Below are 19,039 nucleotides of genomic sequence, written 5' to 3'. Positions count from 1 at the left end.
ACCGCGATACAGCTGACACATCATACCTTGTCTCAACTACTACAATCGGCCGAAGTCCCGCTTGAGCCAAGCTGCGTACAGCGGACAGGCCGTTTATTCCTCCTCCTAAGACCACGGGTGTCGGTGCGCCATCGGCTGCTAGAGTGTGTTGCCGCGGATTTATCACGTGACTAGGCATAATAGCCCCAATCCTAGCGAGAAGACTGACTTCCCTTGATTGGTTCAAGGCGAGCGTCCACATTTCCGGCTGAAGTTGTCGGCACAGTGGGCCGATGCTGCCCCGCTCGCCAGGGCCTAGGGCGCAGGCTCGCTAGGTGCCTTGATATCGTGCGAGAGGTGAAGCCGGTGCCAAACACGAAACGCATGACCGGTCCAAACGTCGTAGTCGATACATGCCCGACGAAATACAATCCCGGGATGGACGACTCGAAATTCGTGGACAGCCTGGGAGTTTTTCCGACAAGACGCAGCTGTTCGACAACTGAAGAGCTTAAGAAAGGAAAACGACGCACGTCGGCCTTATATCCCGTCGCCGCGATTACATGATCTGCCTCGACGACGTGAGCGTTGCCGTCCATGGAGAGTAGTTTCAATTGTACTCCGTGCTCTGATAATCTCACCTCTCGCGGCGAGCGTCCCACAAGCAAAGGAATGGTTGCTGCCCGATCTTTCATTGACTCCCCTCCGGACGGCGAGGGAAACTTTTCTGCCATTTCAAGTCGATAGTACTCGGGGAAATACCGAAAGAGCCAAGGCCAGTCTGCGAATAGTCGATGTGTCCAACCCGGGCCGATTCCAGAAACGGGATGTGCCAGGCGGCGTAGCCCCGGGTGCGAGCCTGAGCCTCCCCACCGACCACTGTAAATGATGGCCGGCTTGCGCGAGATAAGCTGAACGTTGACCCGCGCTTCGTTCAAGAGCACCGCTATATCAATTGCGGATGCTCCGCTTCCGAGTACCGCGACGCGCTGCCCCCCGAATCTTTGTAGGTCGTGAATGTCAGCGGCATGCGACAGCTTATCGCTGGGCAGTCGGGACAACAGCTCGGGGATATGGCGGAAATAGGTCAGGCCTGTTGCAATCACCACCTTCCGGGTCCTGAAGGATAGCCCGCTCTTCATGCGAAGATCGAATCCTTCTGGAGCCGGAACCAAGGAAACGAGTTCCTCGTCTTCCACGTCCGGCACGCAGCGTTTTTGGAACGCCAACCCGTAGGCGGAGAATATTTCCAGCGGAATTGGAAGATCCAGATGGTCATAGGGACTGCCGTGCTCGAGGCAGAATTGCCGAAGAGTAAAAGCATGCTCGGGATCAGAAAGGTTTGATGCAAAGCCAGCTGACTTGAGCAGCATGCCTTTCGGCATCTTGCTTTTCCAACTCTCCATGGGGCTGCCGATTATCCGGCAGTCAATACCCAGTCCGCGCAAGTGTGCGGCTACCGACAGTCCATACGGGCCAGCACCGACAATGGTCACATCGCACATCGTATACAAAGCGCACCTCCCGTTGATTCTCGCCTGCCGAAGGTCCGCACCCGCCGACCACATATCCAAGAACCTGCTAACAATACTGACATTGAGTGGCGGGGTCCTTTTTTGGCCGATGCCTCAAGCCGCGGCCTGTTTCATCTGGGCAACAATGCTCCCCAGCACCCGCTTGGCACCGCGCAGCTTGGCTTCAATGCGGCGCTCTGGATTGTCTCTGCCTATTGCGATCCACTTCATGGGATGCTCCGCATTGGCCAGGCGGGACTTGTGCCCGGAGAAGCCTGCCAGAAAATCGTAGCCGCGCTCCCCGCGTCGGATGCTGTCCTCAATAGCCAGAACATGGCTGATAAGCCCGGGCTTGAGCCGGCCGTCGCGCTCATACAGAAAGCCGCTTTGGTAGTTGTAAACACGGCCGTCATGCACGAAATTGTACAGGACCCCAATTGTCTGGTCCCCAGCCAACGTCCGTGAGATGCGGACCGTCCCGCTGGGAGCTCCGCGTGCAATGAGCTCCTCGTGAAATCGACGGAAGCTCGGATTGGCAAAAGCCCCCTTGCGTCCCCACCGCGCCTGATGAAGCTCGGCGAGCAAATCAAACGCGGCGAGCGCCTCCGATGTCATTTCCATAGTCCGGAACGCAATGGGGCCGCGTTCCGCATATAGTCGCATGGCACGGCTTACCGCCTGTCGAGTATTGCTGCCCAATGTGGCGCGGTAATTTCCGCCTTTCTGGCGGACTTCGGCGAAATCGATCCACCGTGCCGTCTCTTCTGCTTTCACCTCGGTAAGGAGCCCGGCTCGGTCCGCAATGCGACAAGCGGCCAACTCGAAGTCCGGTTCAATTCCGGAGAGCACCAGTTGGTCAGAGTGGTGCAAGTGATGCGCCAAGGCCTCGACGCATGCCACTCGAGTGGCATCGGCCAGGGATCGCTCCGCAAGAATATCATTGTACTCGATGAACAATCGATCGAAACGAACATCTCCAGTTTCATTGAGCAGCCAACGCGCCCGCGCATGCCGCCCGAAACTCCACGCCCTCCGCCGGCAAATAATCGCCAATCCAACGATCCTGCTTGACGTCCGAGCGATTAGAACATGTGGTTGCGCGCCCCCCGGCAGATGCCGCAGCCAAGTTCCGATCCAGAGCCAGGACAGATAGAACGAGTGAGTTGCTCGCGCTTCGAGCTCTCTCCAAACGGTCTCGAGTCTCGCGATGTCCGGCAAGGCCTCCACGGTAACGTCGATGACAGTATCCTGGCGCATGGCTTGTTCTACTGAAGCCACCCGATAGGGTTCCGCACCGATGGCTGAGACATCAAGAGGTCCTGACATACAGCCATCTTCCTGATCCTTTGCGCCTTGCGGCGGGAATGCCAGGAGTATCCTCGCTGCGAGCTGCTGTTCGTCCATGGAGCACTCGGGGTTTTCCTGTTCGGTGAAGACTTCATGTCGCTGGAAGGGAAGACTTGCGAGCGCCGGAAGCGTATCCGCCTAGCGCAAATATCCGCTCGAGCGTGCGCGCCGTCGTGACGAAAATTCCGAAATCTTTGACCAATCCCGCTTGATACGCACCTGTGTCCCGTTCGATGTTATCTCACTGCACCTTGCCAATGATCCGAACTCCTGAGGGGAGGCGGACATGCTCGTTTCCTGAAGCGGCTCAAGCTGTCGGCGAGGGGTCGTTTCGGGCTTCCCACTTCGTCCCGACGAGTTCATCCACACAGACCGGTGATGCAGACCAATCTCCTTGCCGGGCATCAATTCGGACCGATCCTCTACTCCCTCACCACGCGGGAAAGCTCGACATCGTTGGGGTTGGACGCGGCCGGCAAGCTCTCGCTGGTCGGCGACGAGGTCGGGACCGGCGAACCGGCCGGCTCTCGTGGCCCGTTTTCGCCCACGATGATGTTGACGAGGTCACCTGGCTGCAACAGGGTCATCCCGACGGACTCAATGCTGACCGGCCCGGCTGCCGATTGCCGCACGATTTGATAGGTTGCGCTGTTCGCGTCCTTAGCAAACTGGACGCGGGTCACCGGCAACGTGTACAGGACGCCTTCGCTGACGTTCAACTCGCGCACATTGGCCTCGATCTGGCTTTCCACGGTCTCGATCTCGACCTCCATATCGTCCCTGAGGTCGGCCCGGGTCCGCAACACCTCAGACTCCAGCGAAGCGAGGCGCTGCTTGGCGCTCGCGTACTGGTTGAGGGCGTCCTGCCGACGCTGTTCTGCGTCGGACAACTCACTCTGGATCTGATCCATTACCGTCATGCTAAGAACTTTGCGGTCCACCAGCGTGCGCATGCTGTTGACGCGCTCCTGGCGCAGCTTGACGAGTTTGTCGAGCGACTCCATGCGCCCATAAGCGACAACATCTTGCTTGGCCGCCTCCAGCGCACGCAGGTTCGCGCGCTCGCGATCCTTGCGGGCCGTGGCGACGGCCTTGCGCCGGTCGCTCTGGTCGTTGACCAGGTTAGCCGCTTCCGTCGCGCCGGCCAGTTCCAGCAACTGGGGCGGGATAGCGGGTGCCGTACCGTCGCGCTCGGCCTTCAGCACCGCCGCGCGCGCGAGCAACTTCAACATGGCATCGATCGCCCCGCTCCGCTTCTGGGTCTCACGCACGGCTTCGATCTTCTGCCACGGCTCGCTCTCCGCCCGGTCGAGTCCGCCGGCCAGCGCGATCGCGTGCAGGATCGTCATGCCGGGCGCGTACTTGAACGAGCCTGGATTCTTGACCGGCCCCAGCACGTAAATGGGCGGGCGCTCCAGCGGCAGGATGTTGACCAGCCCCTTGCGGCCCAGCAGTTGATTGAAGATCTCCGCCAGGTCGGCCTGTACCTGTTGCGTCGACCGGTTGGCGACCGGAATGGAGCCAAGCAAGGGCACGGAAATTGTGCCGTCCTCTTGGACAATATATTCGCCGCTCAGTTCCGGACGCTGCAGGATGCCGTGCAAGGCCGAGGACGCGCCCCCCCACTTGTCTTCCTCGACGTCGACGCGCTCGTAGAATGCGACCTTGAGGCGGTCGCCGACGCCGAACAGGGCTCCGGTTGGCATGCCTGGCGCCGTGCTGAGGGTTTTGGGGCGCTCGGCACTGGTGGGGACGGCAGGGACGACGGTCCGCTCGACCAACGCGGCGGCCGATGCATCCTGTCCCATGCTGAGGGTTTTGGGGGGCTCGGCACTAGTGGGGACCGCAGGGGCTGCGCTCCGTTCGACCGGCGCCACCGCCGACGTATCCGGTCCCGACACGATCGCGCGGGCGCGGGAGGGTTCGATCGTGGCGTGGACCGGTTGTTCTTGCCAGCTATCGATAGCAGCAGACACCTTCTGCACCACGGTTCCGGAGACATCCTCGACGTTCCGCACCACGGCTGCGGAGGCGTCCTTGACCTTCTGCCCCATGGCTGCCGAGGCATCTTCGACCTTCTCCATTACGGCTCGGGAGGTATCTTCGACCTTCTGTATCACGGTTCCGGAGGCATCCTCGACCTTCCGCATCACGGTTCCGGAGACATCCTCGACCTTCTGCGCCACGGCTACCGAGGCATCCTCGACCTTCTGCGCCACGGCTCTGGAGACAACCTCGATGGGTTCCCAGTTTCTGACCGCTCCCGCTCCCAGGACGGCGACCCCGGAGACCCCCAAGACAAGCAGGACGGCCTTCATTCCCCTGCGGCGGGCCGCCTGTGACGAGGGAGTGACGGGCTCGGAATTGTGTTCTGCATCCATGGCCATGGCGCGTGGCTTTCACTTTTATTGGTGGCCAGCCCGTCCCGAACTGGCGAGCATCGGTCGACGAGGAAGGCTCTGCCTTATCGTGACCCTTCACCGCCAGCGGCACAACTGTCCCTTTGTTGGCACTCCTTCCGGATAAACACCCCCTCCGGCGAACCCGTCCAATGAGCAGATTGCTGCGCTGAAGGAGAACCTCTTTGATGGCAAACGGGACAAAGGCGATCGAACGCAACGAAGAGCAGGAAAAAGTGGTCCGACGCGGCGTCTCGAACCCTCTGCGGCCCCAACATGCGTTCGCAGAATGGCTGGGCTCCAACTTCGTCGTCCAGGCCCTGGAGAACGAGCCGATCACGATCTCCGGCTCCTAGTCGCAAACCCGATCATTCTGCTATGTCAATGACCGATCGACGGCTTGACTCGCCTGATGAATGAAGAGGCGACCTCGACGAAGCCGCAATCTTGGCAACCCTATCAAGATAGCAATAGCAGAACTGGCCCGCCTCATCATTTCTCGCCGGATCTCACCAGGCTCGAATTTCGGCCTCAGCCACGGGACTTCCCCGGCAGCGCTGCCCCGATATGGGCCGCCCCAGGGGCCGCGCCAGGCAACTCCTGTATTGCTCACCGCAGGTGCAACGCAAGGAGCGGCTCGGCAGACCATCGCCCATTTCGATGCCCGGAAGGTATCCGTGCTGTTGTGCGCGCTGCGGCTCATCGCGCTGGCCCACACCCAGTCGCCACGCCAGCTGTGGCACGTTGCTCCTCAAGCTGGTGAAGCTCGGGCGCTGGTCAGGATCAGCGCGCGCCGCGTCAAGATCGCCTTCTTCCCGGCCTGCGCCGTCATCCCAAAATCGCGGCTGGTCGCGGCGCGGCCCCTGGCCCGCGGTTCTCCCGCCTGAGACGCCGCGTCGCCCCGCGCCAGACCGGCGGCACCCCCCACGCCCCAGGGAGACCAAGCCCGACAACTCTCGCAGTCCGCGCATGCGGCGCCACGATGGTGCTGGCTGCCGCCCGGAGCGGCTGAAACCCGGGGCTCGCACTCCTCACCAAGACCTCAGGCTTGAGAATCCGGGGTACCCCTCGACGAAGCTACCCTACGCCTAAAGAGGGTGTTCTTGTCTAGGGTTTTCCTAGCGTAAGGTAACACGGTCAAAAAAGAAACTTGCGAGGAGCGCCTTGCGAGACGCGCGTACCTCAATCGCGTCAGGGGAGGCTATGATGACAACGAAATCCTTGGTGACCACAAAGTCTTTTATGACAGTGCTTGTCAGCCAAAGCGAGTTACTCCGAGAGGGCCTTGTTCTAATTCTCGATGCAGCAAAGTTTCGCATTCTTTTCTCTGCGGCTTGTGTTCACGACCTTCTGCAGAAGCCCCTACCCAAGCACCGGTCCATCTTGCTCATCATGGATCTCGACGGTACTGATGCGGGTGCTGGATTCGCACAAATTTCAGAATTTAAAGGGATCTATCCGACCAGCCATGTCGTTGCGCTAGCCGATCACTGTCGACCGAACGATATAGTTTCAGCCCTTCGTGCGGGAGCTGACGCGTATTTGACAAAAGTTGCCGCTCACGACACCTTCATCAAAGCTCTCGAATTGGTTATGCTAGGTCAGACGGTGCTACCTGCAGAAACTTCGACGTTTATTCAAGACATAAGACATGGTCTGAAACATGATGCGGTACATGAGTTTACGAATGTGGCTGTTACAATGGAGAACACTGATCGAGAACCATCAATGTTGTCAACTCGGGAAGATTGTATTATACGTTGCTTGATCGGAGGGGAATCTAACAAAACAATCGCGCGCAAGATTAACATCGCCGAGGCTACGGTGAAGGTGCACGTGAAGGCCATCCTTCGAAAGATTCGGGTCGGCAACCGCACCCAGGCTGCAGTTTGGGCGATGAACCATGGTATGCTCACGTCCGCTCCTGGCACTGGCCCGTCAGGGACCGAAAGGACGGTAACTCAGCCTTCTCCCCATCCGCAAGAGCTACTTGAAGCACAAAAGGAGTACCACCTTGTCAAGAACACTCATCCGATGTGACCGCCTCCGCGTCTTGACAATATCACCTTCGGGCTGCTGACCTGTACGCTGCATTAGCTGCCGCACGAAGGAGACCCCGGTCGACCGATGCGACGAGCTACCAGTACATTAAATCCCGATGCTGAAAACCGCAATTTTGAGATGGTCTCAGGTCCCGCAACCACACCTTTCTACGATGCACTTTCCAAAGCTACGCCCTGATACGAGGTTGCGCGATCAAGAACGGGTAGGTTCAAATCACCCCCGGCGATGGTAGCGTAAGGAGGGTGCAGTAGAGACGGGATCGCAACGGGGCGCTGCGCTGGACCCCGCCAACGGGACCACGACCGGCCTTTTGTGATTGCCGTGGCGGATTTCGAAGACAGCCACTTCCCCGCCCACAGCCGATCGATAAAGCAGCGGCTGACGGATGCAAGATCACGGGTTCATCCCGACGTGGTGTTAATCCAGGCCAGGTTCGACACCCATCAGGACCACCGGGAGGTTCAACCAACTGACCTGGAACGTCTTCCGCGATCAGCGAGATTGCGCGCAATGGAATGCCGGGCACCGAGCATTTCGCCGAGGCTTTCACGCTCCGGAAGGCCAAAATTCTTTAGCAGTTTGCACACAAAAAAACCAATGGGGAGACCATCGAAAAATCGAGTGGGCCTTGAACTCACCGGGCGATCTGCTAACTAATTCGTCTACAGCGGTCCGGCAAGTAGACATCTACAAGGAAAGACAGTACAGAACTAACCATGCAAGCCGCCCGTTTTTACTTTCCATTTTGAAGTTGAGGGATTCATCAAAGTGGGCATGACAAAAATTGCTCCTGGATTTTCGTTCAAGAAAGCCCGGATCGGAACGGTCGAGGGCGGGGAATCCGGGGTTCTGGTGTGGAAATGGGACCAACTGGTAGCGGTCCTTACTCAGATCGACGAGGAAGCCTACTCCACGCAGGGCAAATGGTTCCTCGAGACAGGCTTCGGGCTGCTGAGCGGGCAGCACAAGAATTTCGATACGATCGAAGAAGCCGTAAGATGGGTGGCCAGGCACACTTTCCCTGACACTGCAGATGGATCCGCGGATTCAGCGGCAGGAAGTTAACCCGAATCGCGGTCAGCTTCCGAGCTGGCGGAAGTCGCGCATGTCCCTTTCAAGCGGTCGTCCTCCAGGCCTTCGTGTGCCGCCGTATGTGCAGGTCCCACCGAAGCCTTTCGGCGGGACCTAGGCTTGTTTGTCAGACACCGTCGCCTTATTTGGTCCGCAACCGAAGTGAGATCGTGCTCATCACCGCCAGCGCACCGTCGGCGGCCGCTATCATCTTCATGACAGCCGCCTCGTCGCGGGTGTAGCTGACGACGAGAGCGCGATGAGCACTCCACGCCTGAATGCCCTGCAGGAACACGGGACGGTATGTCCAGCCGGCTTGCCGTTGGGTCAAGCGCCGAGAGCTTCTGCGGCCGCATGCGGACCACTGCCTCTGACACCGCGCCCTTGGAACAGCTTTCCAGAGGACTGCAGAGCAAGTTCATCGCGACGAAACCGGGCGCTTCGGAGCACCCCGCCAAGATTCCTTACAGCATACAATCAGAAAGCTCGGGGCAACGAACCCCACCGGGGCGGGGGCCGCTGTATCTCGGGCGGCTCCCGGATGCCATTCACTGCAACGGAGATCCCCCGACTTTCAATAAGACGGCGCGCCGGGATTCATTCGAGGCTGGCCGTCTTATTGCTTGGGAACGCTTCAGGAAGACTTCATTCTCGCAAAGAGATCGTTGACCTTGTAGGCGACTTCCGTGCGGTTGGTCGCCTTCAGCTTCTTCATGATGTTTCGGATGTGGACCTTCACGGTGCTTTCTCGCAGGTTCAGTTCGTAGGCGATGATCTTGTTCGCTTTTCCGCGCCGGAGCGCCTGGGCGACCTCGGCCTGCCTAAGCGTGAACATGCCTTTCAAAGGCTGGGTGTCGCGGCTGTCCGACCCTATCAGGTGGCGCATGCAAAGGACACTGCTCGCAGTGACGAAGATGCCTCCCGCTGCCGCAAGGTTTATAGCCTCGACACAGACATCGATTCCGACCGAGGTCGGAATGTAGCCGCGTGCGCCGCATTCGAGAGCGGTCAGTATGTGTGCAAGATCTTCGGTGTCGGCCAGGATAACCACAGGAACTGATTTGAATTCGGACGAAATATGCCGAATCTCGTCTGCGATCCCATGATCGGTGACCTTCCGGCCGCCAAGGTTGAAGAGTATGGCTGCGAGGCGAGGGACCGAGCCCTTCTTCACGCGCCATTCATCGATCGAACCCATGGCCGCGATTTCCATGCCGAGTTCGTGGTCCGCGAGGGCAAGTGCGAGACACTCGCCGTCCAGGGCCCTTCCGTCCAGGACGAGGAGGCTTCCTTTGCCTGCTTGGCCGTGGACGCTTTTCGTTCCGCTGGACAGGACTCCTGGCCGATCGGTCGAAGTGTAATTATGCCGCCCTGCTGTGGAACCCATGCCAATCCCCAATCTTTCGGATATAAGCCGCGTTGCGGCTGCCAAAACCCCCTCATTCTTCGCAATCTGAAAGCTTGAATACGCTGCCGTGTGTTTGAGTGCGCTTGTGATTGAGCACCCCGCCCTTGTGAAAGCCTGAGGCTCACCCAGCAGTTTTCAGCAGTTCTTCGCCCCTAGCCGAGAACAGCTTGTGCAGCCTATCGTCTATTTATAAGCGTTCTCTAACATAAGTTAATTTTTAGAAAATTTCGCGTCGACGGTCGCCTGGGGGCATGTGTTCAGACCGCGTCACCCCGCCTTGAAGCTCCCGCGAGTTCGATCGTGACGCGCGGCACCGGCGAGATTCAATCTCTTTGGCCATGTGCCAACCGTTGAAATGATTCCCGACCGCTTAAGGAATGCCAAGGAGTGGGATAGCTCTGCGAGGTTGACTAACCGGGTAGGCGATGATGCCATTCTCAGGATGGGACCGCTCAGCCAAACCCCAAGCCCAGCAGCCATTCGAGGGAGGATCGGTAGTTCCCCGCGATTGTGGACGAGAATTCCTGAAGGTGGATATTGGCATGACCAGGGCGCAGTTCGTGGCATCCGTTGCCAAGCGCTTTAGGTCCGAGAACACCCGGCTGTATCTGCCGCAGTTTATGGGCAGCTTACACGCATTTCGGCAGCACCTTCTCCTCATGCGATAGGCCATGGTGCCGTCGATCATGATAAGCGGGCCTTTGCCGCTGCCCTCGTCAAGATAAACCGCGGCCCCGCCAGGTCAGCCGCGCACTAGCAGCCCGGAAAACATCGTGTGGAACTGCTCCAGCGACAGCGCACTGTCGTCTTCCAGCAGAAATTTTGCTGATGCCCTATGCGCTGGCGCCCAGCACCGCGCCGCAGGGGCGACGCGAAAGCCCCGCTAGAGACGGTTGAACCCGAGCTAGAGGTAATAACCTTTACCTGAGGTACTCGCTGTCGAATCCGGCTGTTTTGACCAGCTTCTTGCGGTTGATCACCTCTACATGGCCTGTCTTGAAAGCGACGAGATCGGCCTTGCGGAGTTCCCTCAACGTCCGATTGAGGTGAACGGTGGTCATTCCCAGGATGTCGGCCAATTCGTGCTGGGTAAGGGGACACTCATATCTTCCATGGGCCGATAGGCCAACGATCGAGAGCCTCTCCTCCAACTCGAGCAGGAAATGGGCGGTGCGACTCATCGCGTTCCGGCGCCCGGCATTCATGAGATGTTCGGCAAGGATGGCGTTCAGGCGGGCCAGGGAGCAGGCGATAGTCTTGCCGAGGCGGCCTTCCGACAAGATGGCCTCTACCAGTTTCTTGCTGGAAATTTCATATACAGCTAGTTCGGTTATGGACGCCAGGGACGCTAAACGGGGTCCGTCCACGGAACGGAACCCGACAATGTCCCCCCGCAGAGGAGTGTCGATGATCTGCCGTTCTCCGTCCAGTAGTCCGCGGTAAAGGAGGGCCCAACCCGATTTTACGATGAATATCCCATCGTTGTTGTCATCCTGGCGGCATATCACCGAATGGGGTTTGTAAATTCTTGCGGCCACACCGAGAAAATCGTTGTTACCCCAATCGTCCTTCGAGAATGTCCCCCCTACGGGATGCGAGTGTATGAACTGCAACAGTGTTTGCATGTTGCTTCAATTTCCGCACAACCTACAATAATTTCTCCCGCACGAGTTTGACAGAAGGACCACCCACGGTAGAGGCAGCATGGCCTACTGTCCTCGTCTGTTCGAATGAGGTAGACTGCGTTCAGATCAAGGAATTGCAAGCATCAGGCGGTCAAGTCTTCCGGCTTCGGCGAGACGATCTACGCCAAGCCCTGCAGAAGTGTGGTGAGATCATTGCTCAGCAGCAGCTAGCCTGCACGAAGCAAGGGCGGAGCCTATCCAGACTCGCATCTTTACGAGCACTTCGGGCTCGTACGTCTGACCCGACTTGGACGTGGCGTGTCGTGGCTGAAGGCGTGAGTACTTGTCCGAGAGCCGGATGCGGGAGATCTGCAGGTCCGGTTCGATGAGCGGGGTGTGGAAACGGAGCCAAGGTTGGATCAATAAGGCAGGACAAGACGAAGGGGCGGCAAACAGATATGTTCAACCTACCGCCATTGCGCCACACCTCGACTCTACCGTTTCTTCGCGTTCACCAAGGGCGAAGAAACGCGGAAGGCTGGCATCTGATTGACGGTCGGAAACGCGGTCGCGCCAGTTGTCGCACCTCATTAGACCGTTTCGAGCCGGCTGAACCGAACCGGGATGAGTTTGCGAGTCTTCAGTTGCCCTGCCGAATCCTTGTCGATGACCGTCAGCAACTGCACATCTTCAGGTCCCACAGGCAGAACCAGGCGTCCCCCCGGCTTGAGCTGCTCAAGCAAGGCCGGCGGCGCCCGCCCAGCCGCCACGGTGACCAGGATCTTGTCGTATGGGGCGTGCTCAGGCCAGCCGCGCGACCCGTCTCCGACACGAATGCCGACATTGGATAAGCCGAGGCCCTGCAGCAGAGCCTCGGCATGGCTTGCGAATTCCTCGATGATTTCGACGCTCCAAACTTGCCCGGCGAGCTCCGCGAGAATTGCGGTTTGATAGCCCAGGCCGGTGCCGATCTCGAGCACCGCCTCGTGCGGCTGCAGCGCGAGGAGATCGGTCATGAGAGCGACGATGAAAGGCTGCGAGACGGTTTTATCGAAGCCGATCGGCAGCGGCATGTCCTGGTAGGCATAAGTTGCAACCGAGGCTGGCACGAAGAGATGCCGCGGCACTCGCCGCATCGCTGCCATCACCTGCTCATCGAGCGCCGCCTTGCCGAGTTCTTCGCTTGCAAGGTCGGTATGGATTGCAATCATCTCGACCATGTGCCTGCGTAGGACCGCGAGGTGCTCTTCGTTCATTGGCTTCATGACGGTGGGGCTTCCCTCAACCAGCTTGCTGCCAGAGAGCCTTATATCCTGTTCGTCACGGTAGCGCCCGCGATCATTTCCATTACGGGTGCCCAGGGCAAGCGTGGGTGACAGTCACAGTCTTGGCAGGCTATCGCCGGCGGCGACTCTTGAGATTCTGGGCGCGCCGCAAGGGTCGGATCGATCTGCGACTCAGACGATTATCCGCGCCGCCCGCCCGAGCGTGCGTTCCGCGTCATTGTAGTAGTTCGAGGCCTGCTGCACAGAGCGATGCTGCGACTGCTGCATGGCTTCGGGCAACGGAATGCCGCGGCGTGCGGTTTCGGTGAGATAGCCGGAGCGCAGGCCGTGGGCGGAGAAGGCTTGCGGATCGAACCCGGCCTCGGCGATGCGGCGCTTCAGGATCAGATTGACGGCCTGCGGCGTCAGGGCGCGCGCTTCGAGATTGCCCCAGCGGTCGATGCCGCGAAACACGGCGCCTTCAGTGACGCCGGCGCGCTCGAGCCACGCTCGCAGCACCGTCACCGGCCGGCCGACGAGCAGCACGAAAGCGTCGCCATCGGCCTGTGTCGTCTTGGTCCGGCCGAGCCGGATTTTTAGGCAGGGAATTTTTTGCCCCTCTGAATCCTTGCGATCCGCGGGCACCGGCTCTTCTTCGATGAGCTGTTCGACGCGGAGGTCAGAAACCTCGCTGCGGCGGCGACCGCCCGAGGCGAAGGCGGTGATGAGCAGCGCGCGATCGCGCATGTTGACGAGGCGGTCGCCGGCGCAGGCCTTCAGGAGGGCGGTCAAAATGTCAGCAGTCACCGCTTTCTTGCTCTTGCGGTTCCGCGGCCGGGCGCCGGCGCGCACCGCCAGTCTGATGGCGCTCTGCAGCCCCGGCGCGTTGAAGTTTCCGACAAGTCCGCGCCATCTGGTCAAGGTGGACCAGCTCGACAGGCGCCGGCGCACGGTGGACGGCGCATGCGGTCTTTTTGTCACCCGTAACAGGCCCTGGGCTACCAGCGACGCCGCTATGTCAGCCGGCATGCCATGGGTCGGATCACTCTCGCGCCGGGAAGAATCCCACAGGTGGTGGGCGACGAATTTGATCAAAAGCGTTTCCGGCGCCGGCCAGGGCAGCGGAGAACCGGTGGCGGCAAAAGACCATGCCTCGAGATAGCCAAGGTCGGAGGCCAGCGCGCGGAGAGAGTTTGCGCCGATGCCTTCTTTGGCCAGGTGGCGCAGCGTTGCGACATCGTCGTCGGTCAGGATTTCGGCCAAAAGATCGCGCCGGTCGAAGGGCAGCACCGAATCCAATGCGTCGAGCGCCTCGGCGCGTCGAACACCATTGCCAGGTGGCCGAGCGACGAGGTCAGTTGCCATTGGCGAGCGGTCCGAAAATGCGGACTCCCTTGCCGCCCGCGGCAACGGCGAGCTTGCGATCGAGGGTCGCCAGCGGCAACTCGGTTTCGATGGCCAGCGCAAGGTAGGCGGCGTCATAGGCACTGAGACCGTGCGCGGCCGCTAGCGCCAGCACCGCGCCGTCCGACCCGCCGCCGGCGTCCTCCAGCGGCAATCGGCGCAGCCGTGCCATGGCGGTGGCCGCTTCGCCTGCGGCGATGCGGCTACGCCGCTCGGCCATCAGCACGACACTGCGCGCCTCGTGCCAGAACAGCGACGGCACGGGCGATCGCTCCGTCAGGCCGGCAACCAGGGTCTCGGCGACCGCGCTGTGCTCCTCCGGCAGCAGCCAGGCCGCGGCTATGGACGCGTCCAGGACGAGACGCATCAGTAACGGTGGCCTTCATGCTTCCAGGCCAGAATTTCCTCGGTGGTGACAGGTTTTGCGTGGGCCCGCGCGGCGCGGACCTCTTCGATCAAGGCGCCCAGATCCTGGTTTTGGGGAAGGCGGGACAGCTTGGCAATGGGATCGTTGCCGCGCGAAATGATCACCTCCTCACCGGCCTCGACCTTAGCGAGCAGTTCCGAAAGGTGGGTTTTGGCCTCGCCAATTTTCACCGTGATGGTCATTGTTTTGTCCTCGTAGGAGCTTGCTGTGCTGTAGCGCGCTATGCGACTCGCGTCGCGCTGAGCCCAGCCATGCACGACAAACACGGTTCTGCACCACGATAGCGCCGATTCCGCAGATTGGTCAAGCCTTGGTCTGATCGCTATCGATAAGAGGTAATTATCGATAGTGAGAAGGCCAGAGAAAATCCCCTGCAAGTCAGCTTAAATGCCGGATAGCTTGACTATCGCTGAAGGCGCAGCGGTAGTCGGCAAGTCAATGATCCTCGCTTGCCAGTTCTACGACCGCCGCCTCGCTGCAGAGCCGACGATGCTCTTTGTTAGGTTCGTGCCCGACCAAGAGTAGGGCTTTCGGTCGCAGATGCTAAGGAGGCACTAGGTTTCCCTCTTCCTTGGCCGCTTCGAGAAACGCCCTGCGGACCACTTCGGGTTTCACCTGATCGATCATGGCATCCATGCAGAGCTGCACTGCGCTGTGCCACTTGGGGCCACGCTTGGTCCACTGCAACAGTTGCTCGGCGGCTCCCTCGACGTTGTTGCACTGATAAGCAATGCCAGGACGGGTGGTCCTTACGGAGACCGGCGGAGAGAACCAATGGAGCGACATTCGTACATAAGCGACGGCTTAACTAAGAGTTCCCTCAACCACGCCCGGTTCGAGCAAGGATCGGGTAAACCGGCTCGGGGCCTTGCTCCTCCGGCCAGCCCTGTTGCGGAACCTATTCACTGGCCGCAAGGTTTGGGTGGAAGGTCAGGAGTATGCCATGAGTTCCAAAGCTGGGGATGGCCAGCTCTCTTTCATTGAGTTCCAGTCGCCCACGCTGGTCGAGAATGCGCCCGAGGGCGGCGAATGGCTTCACGAGATCAAATACGACGGCTACCGCACCGAGCTGATCATTGAGGGCAGTAAAGCGCGGGCCTTCACGCGTCGTGGCTACGACTGGTCGCATCGATACCGACGAATTGTTCAAACAGCGGCGGGCTTGCCGGTGAAGGCGGCGATCATCGACGGGGAGGCTGTCGTTCTCGGCGACAGCGGCCTGCCGGATTACCAAGCCTTGGAACGGGAGTTGGGCAATCCAGACTCGGCGAGGCTCATCTTCTACGCGTTCGACCTGCTGCACCTCAACGGGCGCGATCTACGACAGCAGCCGCTGGTGAGGCGCAAGGCAGCCCTAGAGAAGCTGCTTAAGAACTCAGCGCCGACACTGACCTATGCCGAGCATCTGGAGGTGAGCGGCACGGACGTGTTTGAACATGCCTGCCGAATGGGCTTGGAGGGGATTGTCTCCAAGCGCACCGATGCCACGTACCGCTCGGGTATCCAGACCAGTTGGCTCAAGGTGAAGTGCATCAAGAGCGACACCTTCCCCATTGTCGCTTTCGTGGAAAAGCTCGGCGCTCACCCGCGCCGTATCGCATCGCTTTACATGGGCCGCCGCGAGGGCGACCGACTGCTCTATGCCGGGAAGGCTCGCAGCGGCTACACCTTGAGCGCTGCGCGACTGGTTCGAGAGCGGCTTGACCCGCTGATCATCAACAAATCACCTCTGTCAGAGCCGATCGTGAAACCGAAGGCGACATGGGTCAGACCGGACGTGCTGGCCGAGGTGCAATTCAGTGGCGTAACAGATCGCGGCGTGCTGCGTGAAGCCGTGTTCAAGGGTCTGCGAGAAGACCTCGTGGCGATCCCGGCCAAGCCTCCTGCGCCATCAAAGCGACGTGGGCCAGCCCGGGAATATGGCGTTCCCAGCGAGAACATCCTGCAACTGCTGCCCGAGGCGGTCTCGCCGTCCAAAGAAGAGCTTGCGCGCTATTGGCAGAGGGTTGCCGATCACGCACTCGTCCATCTCGGCCACCGACCGCTGAAGCTGGTCCGCCATGCTCTCGGCGCAACCTTTTACCACAAGGGCGCGCTGCCGAAGATCCCGCCAGCAGTGCATCAGTTGCGCGTTCAGAAGCGCGAGGGTGGCGAAGGTGTGCGCGTGTGGGTGGACGACCTTGCCGGCCTGCTAGGGCTGGTCGAGATGGATGCTGTAGAGCTGCATCCTTGGAATGCCACCGTTGATAACATCGAGCATGCCGACCGCATCGTTCTGGACCTCGACCCGGGTGAGGGGGTCGAGTGGGATGAGGTCATCCGGACCGCGCTAGCGCTCCGCGACATCATGGAACCAGAAGGTCTGGAGAGCTGGCCGAAGGTGACGGGCGGCAAGGGAATTCACCTGATGGCCCCACTTGCGACGAAGATCACGCACGACAATGCCCGGCTCCTTGCCCGGTCGTTCGCCAAGCGCCTCGCTGAAGCTCATCCTGACCGCTATCTGCTCTCCGCCGCACCGGCAGCCCGAAAGGGCCGCATCTTCATCGATTACCTCCGCAATGGGCGCGGCAACACGGCGGTCGGCGCCTTCTCCCCACGAGCGCGACCTGGCTTCCCAATCGCTTATCCCGTGACCTGGAGCCAGGTTGAGGCAGCCATCCGTCCAGATGCCTTCACCATCGACCGTCCGTTCAGGGCGGCCGTCAGAAAGGCAGCGTGAGGATCAAGGGCAGGAAACGAAATTCCCGGCAGGGATTTTTGTCAGCAGTCGGCGAAGACGCCTAGCCGAACAATGGATCACTCAACTATTTGCCGCAGAGGTCGAGCTCTATCCAGGCGAGCGCATGATCACTCGGCTTTTGCCAACCTCGCAAATCAGCGTCCACGCCGGCATCACGTAACCTGTTCGAAAGTGATGGGCTCACGAGGAGATGATCCATCCGGAGGCCGGAACTCCGATCATAACCGCCCCGGTAGGAGAAGTTCCAATACGTGTAGATGCCTTTCTGTGGAGGGATGCGGCGGACGGCATCAATCCAGCCGTTACCCAGCATTTCGGCGTAGGCTTGCCGGCTCTCCGGAAAGGTGACTGCGTCCGCCTAGCCAACGTCTCGGCACCACGGTTGCCACGAACGAGCTTTTATCGGCCGCACGGCCGCAAGCCGCTCTCCCATCTGGTTTAGACATTGGTCATCCTCTCGGCTCTCCCTAACCGCCGAGCGTGGGAAAAGATTCACTTCGCCGGTCTCGAGCATCGGGGATCACTTCAGGCGCCATATTCCGCGGAGTCCGTCAGGCTGGTGAACTTTTAGGGCCGGCGCTGCGTTCCGTGCAGCGAACTCGGTTGATGCACAATGACGGAATCCAACGCTCGTCCCGCGCCGCAGAAAAAGGATGCACGTGGTGCCGAGGCCCGCTTTTCGTTCGATCGAATGGCGATCGAGCGGTTTCAGCAAACCTTTCCGCGTGCCAGATGGAGCGACGAGCGCAGCAGCTGGTTCGTACCCGGCAAGACGGCGGCCCGGCGGATCGACCGCTGGCTGGCGCAAGAGGCGGCGCTACGGGCGCCCCATGACGATAGCAAGGGACGCGATGCCTTCGCCTTCGACCCAATATCGAGCCAGTATCTGGAGATCGCGGACGACCTCCGCATTCGCACCTCCTATTCGAGGACCGTGCTTGAAGAATTGCGCGCTGTTCCGTGGGCGAGTTGGGACGATGAGTTGCGGGCTTGGAGAGTTCCGTTCCGCTCATATGAAGAGCTACGGCGCCGATGGCCAAGCATCGAAAAAGCTGCGCAGCATGCCGAACCGGAGGAGAGGAAACGGCGACGAGCAGCCGCCAGGAACACCGAAGCATATAAAGCCGCACAAAAGCGGGCTGCTGAACGCCGGCGCCATCGCTATCCGCTGCCAGCTCAAGATCTACCTACTCTGGGCCGCGCTGTCGCAACCGAGCAGTACGGGATTGTCGTCTTCACTGAAATTTCCGGTGAACTGGTTGAGCTATCCGACGTAGCCGCCTTCTACCCCCGCGCAATGCCTGCGAACGGCGACTTCGTTTGGGGCAGGTGGCGTTCGGCTACGCTGGCCGAACTTGTGAGCACATGGCCCGCTCGGCTATCCGCCGGGCCGACCGAACGCTTCAGGGGCTGGTGGAGGCCAACGCTCGCCGAACTTAGAGTTGCCCGTCGAAAAGCCCGCGGCAGTGAGCGTAGTAGGCGAAGTCGCGAGCGGTAGATGCGGCGCTCACATCCGGCGTTAAGGCGGCCGCAACACACGGATTCTTCGGTCGGGCGGAGCTTGGGCAGGTCTACTGCTGACTGATGGCGACCGCCTTGGGTCCAGCCTGTGTGGAAACGCATTGATTTGGTAAAGTGATTCCCCGATCAGAGAGGGGAGTCGGGTATCGCTTGGAAGTTAACCGCAAGAATTGTCATATCGCTCCTTAGCAGCGTGGAGAAAATGTTCGTCGCTGGATACCGCCCTTACAAGGCGGAAAGGGCACCGCGGCGGAAATGACAAACCCGCCGAG

At 60.1% G+C, this 19,039-nt stretch carries 17 protein-coding genes; 6 read left to right on the top strand and 11 right to left on the bottom strand.

Features of this window, described 5'->3' with window-relative positions; translation table 11 throughout:
* Nucleotides 1-191: 191 nt before the first annotated feature.
* The 3 genes from NKH89_RS31315 to NKH89_RS31305 form a co-directional block, all read right to left on the bottom strand.
* A complete protein-coding gene (locus NKH89_RS31315; protein ID WP_352911194.1) occupies nucleotides 192-1,484 on the bottom strand; it encodes an NAD(P)-binding domain-containing protein in 1,293 nt (430 codons plus the stop codon).
* A gap of 123 nt (nucleotides 1,485-1,607) precedes the next feature.
* A complete protein-coding gene (locus NKH89_RS31310; protein WP_352484257.1) occupies nucleotides 1,608-2,897 on the bottom strand; it encodes a GNAT family N-acetyltransferase in 1,290 nt (429 codons plus the stop codon).
* Between the two features lie 365 nt (nucleotides 2,898-3,262).
* Nucleotides 3,263-5,227, bottom strand: coding sequence for a polysaccharide biosynthesis/export family protein (locus tag NKH89_RS31305; RefSeq protein ID WP_352911120.1), 1,965 nt, complete (start codon nucleotides 5,225-5,227; stop codon nucleotides 3,263-3,265).
* Nucleotides 5,228-5,427: 200 nt separating this feature from the next.
* Between NKH89_RS31305 and NKH89_RS31300 the strand changes: the two genes are divergently transcribed.
* The 4 genes from NKH89_RS31300 (at nucleotide 5,428) to NKH89_RS31285 (ending at nucleotide 8,368) form a co-directional block, all read left to right on the top strand.
* Nucleotides 5,428-5,595: a hypothetical protein gene (locus NKH89_RS31300; RefSeq protein ID WP_352484259.1), complete on the top strand. Its 168-nt coding sequence runs from the start codon at nucleotides 5,428-5,430 to the stop codon at nucleotides 5,593-5,595.
* 249 nt (nucleotides 5,596-5,844) lie between these two features.
* Nucleotides 5,845-6,126, top strand: a complete 282-nt coding sequence (locus NKH89_RS31295) for a hypothetical protein (RefSeq protein ID WP_352484260.1) — start codon at nucleotides 5,845-5,847, stop codon at nucleotides 6,124-6,126.
* A gap of 319 nt (nucleotides 6,127-6,445) precedes the next feature.
* Complete coding sequence (locus NKH89_RS31290) at nucleotides 6,446-7,279, top strand: LuxR C-terminal-related transcriptional regulator (RefSeq protein ID WP_352484261.1); 834 nt, start codon at nucleotides 6,446-6,448, stop codon at nucleotides 7,277-7,279.
* 792 nt (nucleotides 7,280-8,071) lie between these two features.
* On the top strand, nucleotides 8,072-8,368 hold the full coding sequence (locus tag NKH89_RS31285; RefSeq protein WP_502895924.1) for a hypothetical protein: 297 nt from the start codon (nucleotides 8,072-8,074) through the stop codon (nucleotides 8,366-8,368).
* Nucleotides 8,369-8,516: 148 nt separating this feature from the next.
* Here the strand turns inward: NKH89_RS31285 and NKH89_RS31280 are convergent, their stop codons facing one another.
* The 8 genes from NKH89_RS31280 to NKH89_RS31245 form a co-directional block, all read right to left on the bottom strand.
* On the bottom strand, nucleotides 8,517-8,705 hold the full coding sequence (locus tag NKH89_RS31280; protein ID WP_352484262.1) for a hypothetical protein: 189 nt from the start codon (nucleotides 8,703-8,705) through the stop codon (nucleotides 8,517-8,519).
* A gap of 303 nt (nucleotides 8,706-9,008) precedes the next feature.
* A complete protein-coding gene (locus NKH89_RS31275; protein WP_352911115.1) occupies nucleotides 9,009-9,761 on the bottom strand; it encodes a LuxR C-terminal-related transcriptional regulator in 753 nt (250 codons plus the stop codon).
* Nucleotides 9,762-10,702: 941 nt separating this feature from the next.
* A complete protein-coding gene (locus NKH89_RS31270) occupies nucleotides 10,703-11,407 on the bottom strand; it encodes a Crp/Fnr family transcriptional regulator (RefSeq protein WP_352484264.1) in 705 nt (234 codons plus the stop codon).
* Nucleotides 11,408-11,997: 590 nt separating this feature from the next.
* Nucleotides 11,998-12,672 carry a protein-L-isoaspartate(D-aspartate) O-methyltransferase gene (locus NKH89_RS31265; RefSeq protein ID WP_352484265.1) on the bottom strand — a complete coding sequence of 225 codons (675 nt, stop codon included), beginning with the start codon at nucleotides 12,670-12,672 and terminating at the stop codon, nucleotides 11,998-12,000.
* A gap of 192 nt (nucleotides 12,673-12,864) precedes the next feature.
* Nucleotides 12,865-14,037 carry a tyrosine-type recombinase/integrase gene (locus NKH89_RS31260; protein WP_352911111.1) on the bottom strand — a complete coding sequence of 391 codons (1,173 nt, stop codon included), beginning with the start codon at nucleotides 14,035-14,037 and terminating at the stop codon, nucleotides 12,865-12,867.
* The gene (locus tag NKH89_RS31255; RefSeq protein ID WP_352484267.1) at nucleotides 14,027-14,443 is read right to left on the bottom strand and encodes a type II toxin-antitoxin system VapC family toxin; all 417 of its coding nucleotides are present in this window, start codon (nucleotides 14,441-14,443) and stop codon (nucleotides 14,027-14,029) included. Before NKH89_RS31255 ends, NKH89_RS31260 begins: the two co-directional genes overlap by 11 nt.
* Nucleotides 14,443-14,685 (bottom strand): type II toxin-antitoxin system Phd/YefM family antitoxin, encoded by a 243-nt coding sequence (locus NKH89_RS31250; protein WP_031195006.1) that lies wholly within the window; start codon nucleotides 14,683-14,685, stop codon nucleotides 14,443-14,445. The genes NKH89_RS31255 and NKH89_RS31250 overlap by 1 nt, the downstream gene beginning before the upstream one ends.
* Nucleotides 14,686-15,046: 361 nt before the next feature.
* The gene (locus NKH89_RS31245) at nucleotides 15,047-15,289 is read right to left on the bottom strand and encodes a DUF982 domain-containing protein (protein WP_352484268.1); all 243 of its coding nucleotides are present in this window, start codon (nucleotides 15,287-15,289) and stop codon (nucleotides 15,047-15,049) included.
* Between the two features lie 157 nt (nucleotides 15,290-15,446).
* Between NKH89_RS31245 and ligD the strand changes: the two genes are divergently transcribed.
* Both ligD and NKH89_RS31235 read left to right on the top strand, forming a co-directional pair.
* The gene (gene ligD / locus NKH89_RS31240; protein ID WP_352911108.1) at nucleotides 15,447-17,225 is read left to right on the top strand and encodes a DNA ligase D; all 1,779 of its coding nucleotides are present in this window, start codon (nucleotides 15,447-15,449) and stop codon (nucleotides 17,223-17,225) included.
* Nucleotides 17,226-17,859: 634 nt separating this feature from the next.
* Nucleotides 17,860-18,744, top strand: a complete 885-nt coding sequence (locus NKH89_RS31235) for a hypothetical protein (protein ID WP_352548626.1) — start codon at nucleotides 17,860-17,862, stop codon at nucleotides 18,742-18,744.
* The last annotated feature ends 295 nt before the right edge of the window (nucleotides 18,745-19,039 follow it).

This window comes from Mesorhizobium sp. M0923 (genome assembly GCF_040319365.1).
GTDB lineage: Bacteria > Pseudomonadota > Alphaproteobacteria > Rhizobiales > Rhizobiaceae > Mesorhizobium.
This window is presented reverse-complemented; position numbering and strand designations above follow the sequence as displayed.